Raw genomic sequence first — 13,262 nt, 5'->3', positions numbered from 1 at the left:
GATGAATATAGAACGTAAACCCTTTCGTGACTATACGGCTGAGGCAGCCCTGTTCGTGCGCCGGGCGCTGGTCGCATTTCTGGGCATTTTGCTGCTGAGCGGTATTCTGGTCGCCAATCTATACCATCTGCAGGTTTTACGTTTTGACGATTATCGTACCCGCTCGAATGAAAACCGTATCAAACTGGTTCCGATAGCACCCAGCCGCGGCATCATCTATGACCGTAACGGCACCCCGCTGGCGCTCAATCGTACTATTTACCAGTTGGAGCTGATCCCCGAAAAAGTCAACAACCTGGAAGAGACGTTACAGGCGCTAAAGTCGATCATTGATCTGACTGATGAAGACATCGAGAACTTCAGAAAAGAGCGGAAGCGCTCGCGTCGCTTTACGTCGATTCCCGTTAAAACCGGGTTGAGCGAAGTACAGGTAGCGAGTTTCGCCGTCAATCAGTACCGTTTTCCCGGCATAGAAGTCAAAGGCTACCAACGCCGCTATTACCCGTATGGTTCGGCACTGACTCATGCCATCGGCTACGTTTCCAAAATCAACGATAAAGATTTGGAACGATTAGATCAGGAAGACAAACTGGCCGACTACGCAGCAACCCACGATATCGGCAAGCTCGGTATTGAGCGTTACTACGAAGATGTGCTGCACGGCAAACCGGGCTACGAGGAAGTGGAAGTGAATAACCGCGGCCGCGTTATCCGTCAGTTGCACGAACAACCGCCGCAGGCCGGTAAGGATATCTACCTGACGCTGGATCTCAATCTCCAGCTTTATATTGGAAAGTTGCTGGAAGGCAGCCGCGCCGCCGTGGTAGTCACCGACCCGAAAGATGCCTCTATTCTGGCAATGGTCTCGACCCCCAGCTATGACCCGAATCTGTTTGTAGACGGCATACCCAGTAAAACGTATGACGCGTTGTTGAAAGACCCGAACCGCCCCTTGATCAACCGCGCCACACAAGGGGTTTACCCCCCGGCGTCTACCGTCAAACCTTATATTGCGGTTTCTGCGCTGAGTGCGAATGTCATTACCCCGTATACGTCACTGTTTGACCCCGGCTGGTGGCAACTGCCCGGCTCGGAAAAACGGTTTCGTGACTGGAAAAAATGGGGGCATGGCCGCCTGAATTTGACCAAATCCCTTGAAGAGTCGGCAGATACCTTCTTCTATCAGGTTGCTTATGACATGGGGATTGACCGCCTGTCGGAGTGGATGACCAAATTTGGTTACGGGCAACGCACAGGGATCGACTTGTCCGATAAAGAAGAAAGCCCGGGCATCATGCCGACGCGCGAATGGAAAATGAAGCGCTATAAAAAGCCGTGGTATCAAGGGGATACGATTCCGGTTGGTATCGGCCAGGGTTACTGGACCGCCACGCCGGTTCAAATGTTGAAGGCGCTGACGACGCTGATCAATGACGGTCAGGTGAAAACACCGCATTTGCTCAGCAGTACGCAGGAAAATAATACTCAGATACCGTACCGACAGCAGCAGCACCAGCAAATCGGTGATATTCGCTCCGGTTATTGGGAGATCGTTAAAGACGGCATGTACGGTGTAGCTAACCGCCAGAACGGCACCGCACATAAATTCTTTGCCGATGCGCCGTATAAAATTGCAGCGAAATCAGGGACGGCACAGGTATTCGGCCTGAAGGAGAACGAAACCTATAACGCCAACCGAATTGCCGAGCGGCTGCGTGACCATAAACTAATGGTTGCCTTCGCGCCTTACAGCAATCCGAAAGTCGCTATGTCCATCATTCTGGAAAACGGCGGCGCCGGGCCAGCCGTCGGGACCATTGTGCGTCAGATCCTCGACCACATCATGCTGGGCGACAACAATACCAACCTGCCGGATGCGCCGCCGTCGCCGCCGGGCAGTGAAACCGAGTAAAGACACCATGACAGACAGTCAACAAAAAGGCTCAATCTGGACCAAAATGCACATTGACCTGCCTTTCCTTCTGTGTGTAATGGCGCTACTGGGCTATAGCCTGTTCGTCATGTGGAGCGCCAGTGGTCAGGACATGGGTATGATGGAACGAAAAGCCGCCCAATGCGTACTGGGATTAATAGTGATGATCGGCATGGCGCAGATTCCACCACGCGTTTATGAAGGCTGGGCGCCGTATCTGTACATTTTCTGCTTTATTTTACTGGTCATGGTGGATGTATTCGGCCAAATCAGTAAAGGCGCACAGCGCTGGCTCGATCTCGGTATCGTGCGTTTCCAGCCATCGGAAATCGCCAAAATCGCCGTACCGTTGATGGTGGCTCGCTATATCAATCGCGATATGTGCCCGCCGTCGTTAAAAAATACCGGTATTGCGCTGGTGTTAACTTTCGCACCGACCTTGCTGGTCGCCGCCCAGCCTGACCTGGGTACCGCCATCCTGATTTGCGCATCCGGGTTGTTCGTGCTGTTTCTCGCCGGTATGAGCTGGCGGTTGATTGCCGTCGCCGCTGTTTTGTTGGCCGCGTTCATTCCCGTACTATGGTTTTTCCTGATGCATGATTATCAACGCGACAGGGTCATGATGCTGCTCGATCCGGAAACCGATCCCCTCGGTGCCGGTTACCATATTATTCAGTCGAAAATCGCGATTGGCTCCGGTGGATTGACCGGCAAAGGCTGGTTACAGGGTACTCAGTCTCAGTTGGAATTCCTGCCGGAACGTCATACCGACTTCATCTTCGCGGTACTGGCGGAAGAGCTGGGGTTAATCGGCGTGCTCACCCTCCTGGCGTTGTACCTGTTTCTCATCATGCGTGGTTTGGTGATTGCCGCCAATGCGCAGACCTCGTTCGGCCGGGTGATGGTCGGCGGGCTGATGCTAATCTTTTTCGTATATGTGTTTGTAAACATCGGCATGGTGAGTGGTATTCTGCCGGTGGTCGGGGTGCCGCTGCCGTTAGTCAGCTATGGCGGTTCGGCACTGGTCGTCTTGATGGCGGGATTCGGTATCGTGATGTCGATACACACTCATCGCAAAATGTTGTCCAAGAATCTATAGGGGTGAGCAATGCGTAAGGATTGGGTTTGGATTGGTGCGTTCAGCCTGGCTCTGGCTGGTTGTGCTGTCACGGAACAGCCGCAGTCTTCCTCACCGCAGGCTTCGACATACAATGGCCCGGTAGAAGAAATCGGCGGTGCAGAACCGCGCTATGAACCGTACAACCCTGCCAACATGCAAGATTACAGCATGAACGGCAAGTCGTACCGTATCGTCAAAAACCCGGAAAACTTCAGTGAGAGCGGGTTTGCCGCCTGGCATGATCGCAAGTCGGTTGGCAACCGCACCGCAACCGGCGAAGAGTTCGACGCCAATGCGATGGACGCAGCCCACCCTACCCTGCCGATCCCGAGCTATGTGCGTGTCACCAACCTCAGCAACGGCCGACGTGTCGTCGTACGTATCAATGATCGCGGCCCTTATACGCCGGGCAGAATTATTGATCTGACCAAAGGCGCAGCCGACCGCCTCAATCTTTCCAACAATACCAAGGTGAAGGTGGACTTCATCAATGTAGCGCCGGACGGCACGCTATCCGGCCCGGGGACTATCGGCACTCGCGTCGCCAAACAGAGTTTTGCCTTGCCGTCACGCCCTACTCTGGGCTCCAGCGGCATGGGGACACCGATAATGGAAAGCGCGCCGCCGAGCGCCGCCGCCGTGCGGCCCATCAGTAATGCCACGCTGGCGCCGGCTATGGGCAATAGTACCAGTATGACTGGCGGCAATATATCGACCGGTACTGCCGGAATAACCACCGGAGGTGGGTTCCTTGGCGCCCCTAAACCGCTGCCCAGCGGCGTGTTGGAAGGTTCCGAACCAGCGGCTTCCGCCATCGCGCCCACCCACTCGGCGCCGGTTGCCGTGGCGTCTGTGACTGCGCCACCACGCGCCGCGGCTCAATCGGCTATGCCCGCCGGCTCCGGCAACATCGTAGTGCAGGTCGGTGCGCTGAGCGATCAACAACGGGCGCAAACCTGGCTGAAGAGTCTGAGCGAGCGTTTCCGCGTGCCGGGCAAAGTCAGCCTAAATAACGGCTTGTATCGTATTCAGTTAGGCCCGTTCCAGAGCCGCCAGCAGGCCATCGACCTGCAACAGCGCCTGTCCAGCGAAGCGCAACAGCCATCATTCGTCACCACCGTATCCGGTATGTAGTCACGTATTGATGACGGAAAGAGGGGGAAATCCCCTCTTTTCTTACCCACACTAGCGATAACGAGACCACCTCTGGCGATCGGCAAAATCGCGTAACGTATTGTCTGGTGCCGCCCCGATTTTCATCTGCTATAGTGTGGCTCGTTTTTTAACTTATACCCACGGATGTTGTTGTTCCAATCATGAAAACAGTAATCACGTCTTGTTTTACCAAACGTATTGCGCTCGGCACGTTGCTCGCCATCAGTGCATCCACTTTCGCCTACGCAGACGACATTAATCTGAAAACCATGATTCCTGCCGTCCCGGATATTGATGCCGAAGCGTACATCCTGATTGATTACAACTCGGGTAAGGTACTGGCGGAAAAGAACGCCGACACTCGTCGCAACCCAGCCAGCCTGACCAAGATGATGACCAGCTATGTTATCGGCCAGGCGATTAAAGCCGGAAAAATTACCCCGAACGATGTTGTGACCATCGGCAAAGATGCCTGGGCTACCGGCAACCCTGATTTTCAGGGCTCCTCGCTGATGTTCCTCAAACCAGGCGATCGCGTGCCGGTTTATTTGCTGAACAAAGGGATTATTCTGCAGTCCGGCAACGATGCCTGTGTGGCGATGGCGGACTACGTGGCAGGCAGTCAGGATGCGTTCGTTAACCTGATGAACGGCTACGTCAAGGCTCTGGGATTACAGAATACCAACTTCAAAACCGTTCACGGCCTGGATGCTGAAGGGCAGTTCAGTTCAGCCCGCGATATGGCGCTGATCGGTCAGGCGTTGATCCGTGACGTGCCGGATGAATACGCGACCTATAAAGAAAAAGAATTTACCTTCAACAATATCCGCCAAATGAACCGCAACGGCCTGTTGTGGGATAGCAGCCTGGCGGTGGACGGTATCAAAACCGGCCATACTGCATCCGCCGGCTATAACCTGGTCGCCTCTGCGACCGAAGGCCAGGTGCGCCTGATCTCCGCCGTTATGGGCGGACGCACGTTCAAAGGGCGCGAAGCGGAAAGTAAGAAACTGCTGACCTGGGGTTTCCGCTTCTTTGAAACCGTGGCTCCGCTGAAAACCGGTAAAGAGTTCGCATCCGAGCCGGTATGGTTTGGCGATAGCGACCGGGTATCATTGGGTGTCGATAAAGATGCTTACATCACCATCCCACGTGGGCGCATGAAAGATCTGAAGGCTAGCTATGTGCTCACCAATACAGAGTTACATGCTCCGCTGGCTAAAAATCAGGTGGTGGGCACCATCAACTTCCAGTTGGACGGCAAAGTCGTTGAACAACGCCCGCTGGTGGTGATGAACGAAGTCAAAGAAGGCGGTATTTTCGGGCGTCTGTTCGATTACATCAAACTGATGTTCCACCGCTGGTTTAGTTGATCCCCCTTGAATCCTGAGCAACTGCCCTTATGTTGCTTGTTAAAGGATCGATCGGCCGTATTTCAGCCATACTTAAACACTCCCGCTTCGGCGGGAGTGATGATTTTTGCACTAATGAATAACTCTGGAGTCGCCATGAAAACCAAACTCAACGAATTGCTTGAATTTCCATGCTCATTTACCTACAAGGTCATGGGGCTGGCAAAACCGGAGCTGGTGGATCTGGTCGTGGAAGTTGTTCAACGCCATGCTCCCGGCGACTACAATCCGCAAGTGAAACCCAGCACCAAAGGTAATTACCATTCGGTATCGATTACCATCACGGCAACCCACATTGAACAGGTTGAAACGCTGTACGAAGAACTGGGCAACATCGATATCGTACGCGTCGTGCTGTAATAGGTATGACTCTGAACTTGTCTCCTTCATCCGGAGACAAGCGAGGAAACCGCTATTCGCTCCAGTCTCCCCTCGTTATAATTGCGGTCATTCCTTCTTCACCTGATGATGACTATCTTGCAACAGGATACGATCATAGTGCGTAACACGATCATCGTACGCCAACTGGGCGTACAGCCTTATGAACCGGTGTCGCAAGCGATGCACGCCTTTACCGAACAACGCGATGACAGCAGTCTTGACGAGCTATGGCTGGTGCAGCACGAACCTGTGTTTACTCAGGGTCAGGCGGGCAAAGCCGAACATGTCCTGATGCCCGGTGATATCCCGGTCATTCAGAGTGATCGCGGGGGACAGGTCACTTATCACGGCCCTGGTCAGCAAGTGATGTATGTGCTGGTCGATATCAAACGCCGTAAAGTGGGGGTACGCCAGTTAGTGACGGCGATCGAGAATACCGTCATCAACACGCTAGCGCATTATGCGGTTGATGCCCACGCTCGTGCCGATGCTCCCGGCGTCTATGTCGGCGAGAGCAAAATCTGCTCGCTGGGCCTGCGTATCCGCCATGGCTGCTCGTTTCACGGCCTGGCGTTGAATGTTGCCATGGATCTGTCTCCGTTCTTGCGAATCAACCCTTGCGGTTATGCAGGCATGGCGATGACACAGCTGAGTGAATTCGCCCCTGATGCAACCGTCACGACTACCGCACCGATCATGGTAAAAGCATTCATGGAACTGCTGGATTATCCACAACATGAATGGTTAGAGTGGAACTGGCGGCAACAAGGGGAGCCGCGTCCGTTGAGCGCTATGCATCACGCCGCCCAGGAAACCTAAATTACATTCTATTTACAATATTTCTGCGTTTTGTTGTTCTATGGCTGCTCGTCAGCGTACAAAGATGATATAATTTTGTGAGTTTTTTAAAAAAAATTTTAATAACTTACGTAATCCCATGAATTTTAGATAAATTCATAACAGCGATTCAGAACTGGAAATTACGCAATTATGAGTAAACCGATTCAGATCGAACGTGGCGTCAAATACCGCGATGCAGACAAAATGGCCCTGATCCCGGTGCGCACCGTTGCTACCGAGCGTCAGGAAATGCTCCGCAAACCAGAATGGATGAAGATAAAATTACCTGCGGACTCCAGCCGGATTCAGGGCATCAAGGACGCCATGCGCCGTAATGGTCTGCACTCGGTTTGCGAAGAAGCATCCTGCCCTAATCTGGCGGAGTGTTTTAACCACGGTACCGCTACGTTCATGATCCTTGGCGCCATCTGTACTCGTCGTTGTCCGTTCTGCGATGTCGCCCATGGCCGCCCGCTGACGCCAGATGCCAATGAACCGGAAAAACTGGCTCAGACTATCCATGATATGGGGCTGCGCTATGTCGTGATTACCTCTGTTGACCGTGACGACTTGCGGGATGGCGGCGCGCAGCATTTTGCCGACTGTATCAGTGCCATACGCCGCAAAAGCCCAAACATCCGAATTGAAACGCTGGTGCCGGATTTTCGTGGCCGTATGGATCGGGCGTTGGATATTCTGACCGTCACGCCGCCGGACGTGTTCAACCATAATCTGGAAAACGTGCCGCGTCTATATCGCCAAGTCCGTCCTGGCGCCGATTATGAATGGTCATTAAAGTTATTGGAAAAATTCAAATCAGTTCATCCGAACATACCGACTAAATCCGGTTTGATGGTGGGACTGGGCGAAACCAATGACGAAATACTGGACGTTATGCGTGATCTGCGTCGCCACGGCGTCACCATGTTGACCTTGGGGCAATATTTGCAGCCAAGCCGTCACCACCTGCCGGTTCAGCGTTATGTCCCGCCGGAAGAGTTCGAAGAAATGAAGGCAGAAGCATTGGCAATGGGCTTTACCCATGCGGCCTGCGGTCCGTTCGTTCGCTCTTCCTATCATGCAGACCTACAAGCCAAAGGGATTGAAGTGAAATAGCAGGTTATTACCTGCAATACTTCCTTACCAAAAACACAAGTAACACAAAAAGCGGACGGGTCACCCCCTCCGCTTTTTAGTTTGAGTACCGCCAGCCGTTACGCTTATTCTTTCGGACGCGTCTCGCTGATAGCAGCAGGATGTTCATCCTGGGCAGAAGATTTCGCCGCTGGCTGATCGTCATTCATCGCTTTCTTGAAGCCTTTGATCGCCGCCCCCAGATCGCCGCCCAGACTACGCAGTTTATTGGTGCCGAACAGCAGTACAATCAAGGCGCCAATGACTAAAAGTTTGGCAATACTGATACCTTCCATACATAACCTACCTGATGATGTGAGCTGGAAAAGCCAGCGTGCTTTACTATCGCTCTTTTTAAATCGATATATTGAATAAGGCAATGCTCATCTGTAACAAAGTAAGACGCCTTCGCCAGACGCTGTTTTACCCGAGAGTGATAGCCTTGTCATTATCGTAATACAGGCGGCTTAAAGCGATTGTGATGTAGAACAGGTAACTGGCGACGAACGGTTTGAATTCGCTCCAGCTTAAGTTCCGCCAGCAGCAACTCAGGCTGTTCAGCGGCCTGGGCGATAACCACGCCCATCGGGTCCACGACCATACTATTACCGATATTCCTGTCGCTGCATTCTCCTGTTGCAACCAAATAACAGGTGTTCTCCAGAGCACGGGTTCGTGCCAGTAATTCCCAGTGCGCCTCTTTCTGCGGGCCTTTCACCCAGGCAGCCGGCACGACCAGTACATCGGCGCCATTCATCGCAAGCTGTCTCGCCATCTCGGCAAAACGGATGTCATAACACACCATCAGCCCGATACGCATACCGGCAATCTCCACCAGCGGCGGCAACGCTGTGCCCGGGGTTACGCGACGGGATTCCTGCACGGCAAAAGCATCGTATAGGTGCAGCTTATGGTAGTGCGCCAGTACTTCTCCTCGCCGGATAACCAACAACGTATTATGTACCCGGCCATCTGCTGCCGGCGTGTGCAAGGTAAATACTACGCTCAGCTCCAGCGACTGGCTGGCCGTCAATAACTGGCTGACAAAAGGACCGGTGATCGGCTGGGCACAGCCGACACCCCATTCTGGATCCGCATTATCACGGGCCAGCACGGCTTCCGGCAGCACCAGCAAGTCAGCGCCGGCAGATGCGGCCTGACCCATTAATGCTATGCAGATCTGAGCATTGTCCTGCCATAGCCGCTGCACAGCAAACTGACCCAGCGCCACTTTCATATCAGGCTCCTTCATAGCACGCGGATACATTTGGTAAAACTACCATAGCTATAAAAAATATCGGCATGTAGGTAAACTTTATCAGACAGTAACGGAGATGACATTCCTCCATAACCGCCCTTTCGGCTGATGATGTCTGCAAGAGCCTCTATCGGCATCATGTATACCCTTTCGAGAGTAGCCTAACTTACCCCTGAATGAAAAGGTGACTATGTACAGTACGTTACTTGCTGTTTTTCTTGGCGGCGGGATTGGCAGCGTTGCACGCTGGCAACTGAGTGTTCGTTTCAATAGCCTGTTCCCTCAGATCCCGGCGGGGACACTGCTGGCAAACCTGCTCGGCGCTTTTATTATTGGCGCGGGCATGAGCTATTTCATGCGCCAGCCCGACTTGCCGCCACACTGGAAGCTATTGATCACAACCGGCTTTTGCGGCGGCCTGACGACATTTTCAACGTTTTCTTACGAAATGGTCGCCTTATTGCAAAGTGGCGAATGGGCCGCAGCGTTATTCAATCTACTGCTTAATTTACTTGGTTCGCTGCTGATGACAGCGCTGGCATTTGCGCTGGTGGGGTGGCTAAGCACCCACTAGAAGAGAAACTGACGATACAAAATAAAAACCCGCCATTAGGCGGGTTTTTCAGGAAATCGGTATAATTAAATAGCGATAACGTTAGCAGCAGAAGGTCCTTTAGCGCCGCTGGTGATTTCAAACTCTACGCGCTGACCTTCAGCCAGGGTTTTGAAACCGTTGCTCTGGATAGCAGAGAAGTGAACGAATACGTCCTTGCTGCCATCTTCCGGAGTAATGAAACCGAATCCTTTGGACTCATTAAACCACTTAACGCTACCTTTAATCTTAGACATCAAACTTACCTTTACATGAATGAACGACACAAAATCTGTGTCAAATACAGTACAGCAAGTAGCGGCGCATTTGTCCAGCCGAACATCACCAAAAAGTGATAAAACATGATAAAAAAGCGAACTGGCTCCATTCACTTCACAGATTTACCCGTCGCAACGGCAGCATTTGGCATCTTATGCGTGGGTGGCTAATCTCTTTTTATTAGCACCTCTTATTAGCACATCGGTTATCCCAGACTCCGGGTCGATACACTGAGATGCCGATAGCCCGAACCGGGAATCCCATTTACTGCTCTATCGTCACGCATCCTATTTGTCTTTGCCAATGTATGTCTTTGCCAGCTTATCCTCGCTCGACGTGGCGCACCGACACGGGTAACGACAAATGCAAATAATAGCCTCTTTTATTTACTCAGGTTTCCTCATTTATCTCGTAGCCTTTCGGGCGTGACCTAAAAACCATGAGTAAAAAATAGAGATCTTCATCACAAAAATGAAAAGAGAAAAATGACGTAAAAGGAGGGAATTTATGGATAGCACAACCACCTTAAGCGAAAATTAATTTTTATAAATCAGATGATTAAAATTCGGCTTGCGGCATAAAAAAAGCGGCAATCCGTAGATTGCCGCTTTGGTGATACTCAATAAGGGACCTGGTAACTAATGACAGTAAATAAAATTGTACTAGTCTAAATACAGCAGCAATTACTTACGCAGCATTGCTTCGATGAAGCTTTTCCAGTTGTTGAGTTCGATTTCGATCATGATGGTAGCTCCTTAGGGCTTTGTGGTCTTACGGGGTTATTATACGCTTCTTTTTTGACCAAGATAAAGACTTTGGGGCGCAGAAATGTGCTCTCCTTCGCGTTTCCGCAACATTTACCCAAAACCCAACCCTATGATTTCTTAAGATAATTTTAATATTCTGCCGTCTTTCGTCGTTATACGGTATGCTTTTTTCCCTTATAACATGAAAAATAACGGGTTTTAAACATATGGCTATCACCCTGTACGGTATTAAGAATTGCGACACCATAAAAAAGGCCCGTCGCTGGCTGGAAGACCATCACATCGACTATCGCTTTCATGATTACCGCGTAGACGGATTAACCGCCGAACGCCTGCAATCTTTTATCGATAACATCGGCTGGCAACCTTTACTCAATACCCGAGGCACCACCTGGCGGAAGCTGGAAGACGCGTATCGTAACACCATCAACAGCGAAGCAGCGGCAAAAGCTGTTATGCTGGAACACCCCGCGTTGATCAAACGCCCGTTGCTGGTCAGCGATGATGGAAAAACCCTGCTCGCTTTCAGCGACGATAGCTATAGGCACTTTTTTACGGAGAACACCTCACATGTCTTGCCCGGTAATTGAACTGGCTCAGCAACTTATTAAATGCCCGTCTCTCAGCCCGGATGACGCCGGCTGTCAGGCGCTGATGATCGAACGTCTGCAAGCCATCGGTTTTGTCATCGAAACGATGGATTTCGGCGATACCCAGAATTTCTGGGCCTGGCGCGGTCAAGGCAAAACACTGGCGTTTGCCGGGCATACCGATGTCGTCCCTGCAGGTAACCCAAGCCAGTGGCAAACGCCGCCGTTCGAACCGACTATCCGTGACGGCGTGTTGTACGGCCGTGGCGCTGCCGATATGAAAGGCTCGCTGGCGGCAATGGTCGTGGCGGCAGAACGTTTCGTCGCGGCGCATCCCAATCACCAGGGGCGCCTGGCATTTCTCATCACCTCTGACGAAGAAGCCAGTGCCGTCAACGGTACCGTCAAGGTTGTAGAAGCACTGATGGCGCGTCAGGAAAGGCTGGACTATTGCCTGGTCGGCGAGCCTTCCAGTACCGAACGGGTCGGCGATGTGGTGAAAAACGGCCGACGCGGCTCTATTACCGCTAATTTGCGGATTCATGGCGTGCAGGGCCATGTGGCTTATCCACATCTGGCGGATAACCCTGTACACCGGGTAATCCCCGCCTTGCATCAACTGGTGGATACCGTCTGGGATCAGGGCAACGAGTTCTTTCCCCCAACCAGTATGCAAATAGCCAATATCAATGCCGGCACCGGCAGTAATAACGTGATCCCCGGCGAACTTAGCGTTCAGTTCAATTTCCGTTTTAGTACTGAACTGACTGATGAGCTGATTAAACAACAAGTCAAGGCGTTGCTTGATAGTCACCAGTTAAATTACACGCTGGAGTGGCAGTTATCCGGTCACCCGTTCCTGACCGGTCGCGGCGAGCTGGTGGATGCCGTCGTCAACGCCGTTGAACACTACAGTGAAATCACGCCGCAGCTCCTGACGACCGGCGGCACCTCGGACGGACGCTTCATTGCCCGCATGGGCGCACAGGTCGTCGAATTGGGGCCTGTCAACGCCACTATTCATAAAGTAGACGAGTGTGTGAGTGCAGCCGACCTGCAACTGCTTAGCCGTATGTACCAACGTATTATGGAGCAATTGATCGCATGATCTCCCCCGCCTGCCTGACCGGCAAAAGCGATAGCCATCTGGTTACGCTAAGCGGCGCTCACCGCCTGCAACCGGAAGCGGTCGCTGCGTTTACCGCCATGCAGCAGGCAGCGCGGCAAGAGGGTTTCAATCTGCAGCCCGCCAGTACGTTTCGGGATTTTGCTCGTCAGCGCCATATCTGGAACGGCAAATTTACCGGTCTTCGTCCATTGTTGGATCAGCACAGCCGGCTGATAGATGCTCTCTCGCTGGCCGAGGGCGCACGGTGTGAGGCAATTTTACGCTGGTCGGCATTGCCGGGCGGCAGCCGCCATCACTGGGGTTGCGATCTGGATATTTACGACCCGGATCAACTGCCTGCCGGCCGTAAACTGCAGTTGGAACCCTGGGAATACCAACCCGGCGGCTATTTCGCCGATCTTAGCGACTGGCTGACCGAACACATGGCCGGCTTTGGCTTTTACCGGCCGTTTACCCATGATGCCGGTGGCGTGGCTATTGAACCCTGGCACCTCAGCTACGCGCCGCTGGCCCGACTCGCTATGGCTCAGCTAACGCCAGAACACATTCTGCAAGCCTGGAAGGGCGAAGACATCGCCGGCCGGAGCTGGCTGGAGCCAAATATGTCGATGTTGTTCCAACGCTTTATACTGTCTGTTGAGGCACAATAACCCCGTTGACACGGGACATTTA

General features: G+C 52.5%; 15 protein-coding genes and 1 riboswitch. Of the genes, 11 read left to right on the top strand and 4 right to left on the bottom strand.

Features of this window, described 5'->3' with window-relative positions:
• Position 1 precedes the first annotated feature (1 nt).
• The 7 genes from mrdA to lipA all read left to right on the top strand — a co-directional run bounded on the left by mrdA (position 2) and on the right by lipA (position 7,957).
• Positions 2-1,912 carry a peptidoglycan DD-transpeptidase MrdA gene (gene mrdA / locus FDP13_RS03295; protein ID WP_012770639.1) on the top strand — a complete coding sequence of 637 codons (1,911 nt, stop codon included), beginning with the start codon at positions 2-4 and terminating at the stop codon, positions 1,910-1,912.
• A 7-nt stretch (positions 1,913-1,919) separates the two neighbouring features.
• Positions 1,920-3,032 carry a peptidoglycan glycosyltransferase MrdB gene (mrdB, locus tag FDP13_RS03290; RefSeq protein ID WP_012770640.1) on the top strand — a complete coding sequence of 371 codons (1,113 nt, stop codon included), beginning with the start codon at positions 1,920-1,922 and terminating at the stop codon, positions 3,030-3,032.
• 9 nt (positions 3,033-3,041) lie between these two features.
• Positions 3,042-4,187 (top strand): endolytic peptidoglycan transglycosylase RlpA, encoded by a 1,146-nt coding sequence (rlpA, locus tag FDP13_RS03285; RefSeq protein WP_143838584.1) that lies wholly within the window; start codon positions 3,042-3,044, stop codon positions 4,185-4,187.
• Positions 4,188-4,369: 182 nt separating this feature from the next.
• The gene (gene dacA, locus FDP13_RS03280; protein ID WP_012770642.1) at positions 4,370-5,581 is read left to right on the top strand and encodes a D-alanyl-D-alanine carboxypeptidase DacA; all 1,212 of its coding nucleotides are present in this window, start codon (positions 4,370-4,372) and stop codon (positions 5,579-5,581) included.
• 135 nt (positions 5,582-5,716) lie between these two features.
• Complete coding sequence (gene ybeD / locus FDP13_RS03275) at positions 5,717-5,980, top strand: DUF493 family protein YbeD (RefSeq protein WP_012770643.1); 264 nt, start codon at positions 5,717-5,719, stop codon at positions 5,978-5,980.
• Between the two features lie 108 nt (positions 5,981-6,088).
• Positions 6,089-6,820 (top strand): lipoyl(octanoyl) transferase LipB, encoded by a 732-nt coding sequence (lipB, locus tag FDP13_RS03270; RefSeq protein ID WP_193745583.1) that lies wholly within the window; start codon positions 6,089-6,091, stop codon positions 6,818-6,820.
• 171 nt (positions 6,821-6,991) lie between these two features.
• Positions 6,992-7,957, top strand: a complete 966-nt coding sequence (lipA, locus tag FDP13_RS03265; RefSeq protein ID WP_012770645.1) for a lipoyl synthase — start codon at positions 6,992-6,994, stop codon at positions 7,955-7,957.
• 104 nt (positions 7,958-8,061) lie between these two features.
• Here the strand turns inward: lipA and tatE are convergent, their stop codons facing one another.
• Together tatE and FDP13_RS03255 are read right to left on the bottom strand one after the other, a co-directional pair.
• Positions 8,062-8,271, bottom strand: a complete 210-nt coding sequence (gene tatE, locus FDP13_RS03260; RefSeq protein ID WP_012770646.1) for a twin-arginine translocase subunit TatE — start codon at positions 8,269-8,271, stop codon at positions 8,062-8,064.
• Positions 8,272-8,423: 152 nt separating this feature from the next.
• Positions 8,424-9,212, bottom strand: a complete 789-nt coding sequence (locus tag FDP13_RS03255; protein WP_012770647.1) for a deaminated glutathione amidase — start codon at positions 9,210-9,212, stop codon at positions 8,424-8,426.
• Between the two features lie 84 nt (positions 9,213-9,296).
• A riboswitch (Fluoride riboswitch) is annotated at positions 9,297-9,358 on the top strand.
• A gap of 65 nt (positions 9,359-9,423) precedes the next feature.
• Here FDP13_RS03255 and crcB point away from each other — a divergent pair.
• The gene (gene crcB / locus FDP13_RS03250) at positions 9,424-9,807 is read left to right on the top strand and encodes a fluoride efflux transporter CrcB (protein WP_012770648.1); all 384 of its coding nucleotides are present in this window, start codon (positions 9,424-9,426) and stop codon (positions 9,805-9,807) included.
• Between the two features lie 65 nt (positions 9,808-9,872).
• Here the strand turns inward: crcB and cspE are convergent, their stop codons facing one another.
• Positions 9,873-10,082 carry a transcription antiterminator/RNA stability regulator CspE gene (gene cspE / locus FDP13_RS03245; RefSeq protein WP_009113827.1) on the bottom strand — a complete coding sequence of 70 codons (210 nt, stop codon included), beginning with the start codon at positions 10,080-10,082 and terminating at the stop codon, positions 9,873-9,875.
• A 705-nt stretch (positions 10,083-10,787) separates the two neighbouring features.
• Positions 10,788-10,847, bottom strand: a complete 60-nt coding sequence (ypfM, locus tag FDP13_RS21955) for a protein YpfM (protein WP_101377563.1) — start codon at positions 10,845-10,847, stop codon at positions 10,788-10,790.
• A 230-nt stretch (positions 10,848-11,077) separates the two neighbouring features.
• Here ypfM and FDP13_RS03235 point away from each other — a divergent pair, with 230 nt between their 5' ends.
• From FDP13_RS03235 to FDP13_RS03225, 3 genes are read left to right on the top strand one after another with little or no spacing between them, the layout of a single operon-like run.
• Positions 11,078-11,461, top strand: coding sequence for an ArsC family reductase (locus tag FDP13_RS03235; protein ID WP_012770649.1), 384 nt, complete (start codon positions 11,078-11,080; stop codon positions 11,459-11,461).
• Positions 11,442-12,569: a succinyl-diaminopimelate desuccinylase gene (gene dapE / locus FDP13_RS03230; protein ID WP_012770650.1), complete on the top strand. Its 1,128-nt coding sequence runs from the start codon at positions 11,442-11,444 to the stop codon at positions 12,567-12,569. The genes FDP13_RS03235 and dapE overlap by 20 nt, the downstream gene beginning before the upstream one ends.
• The gene (locus FDP13_RS03225; protein WP_143838582.1) at positions 12,566-13,240 is read left to right on the top strand and encodes a M15 family metallopeptidase; all 675 of its coding nucleotides are present in this window, start codon (positions 12,566-12,568) and stop codon (positions 13,238-13,240) included. The genes dapE and FDP13_RS03225 overlap by 4 nt, the downstream gene beginning before the upstream one ends.
• Positions 13,241-13,262 lie beyond the last annotated feature (22 nt).

Source organism: Dickeya sp. ws52, assembly GCF_007210685.1.
GTDB classification, from domain to species: domain Bacteria; phylum Pseudomonadota; class Gammaproteobacteria; order Enterobacterales; family Enterobacteriaceae; genus Dickeya; species Dickeya chrysanthemi.
The sequence above is the reverse complement of the archived record's forward strand: the minus strand, read 5'-3'. Positions and strand labels throughout refer to the sequence as shown.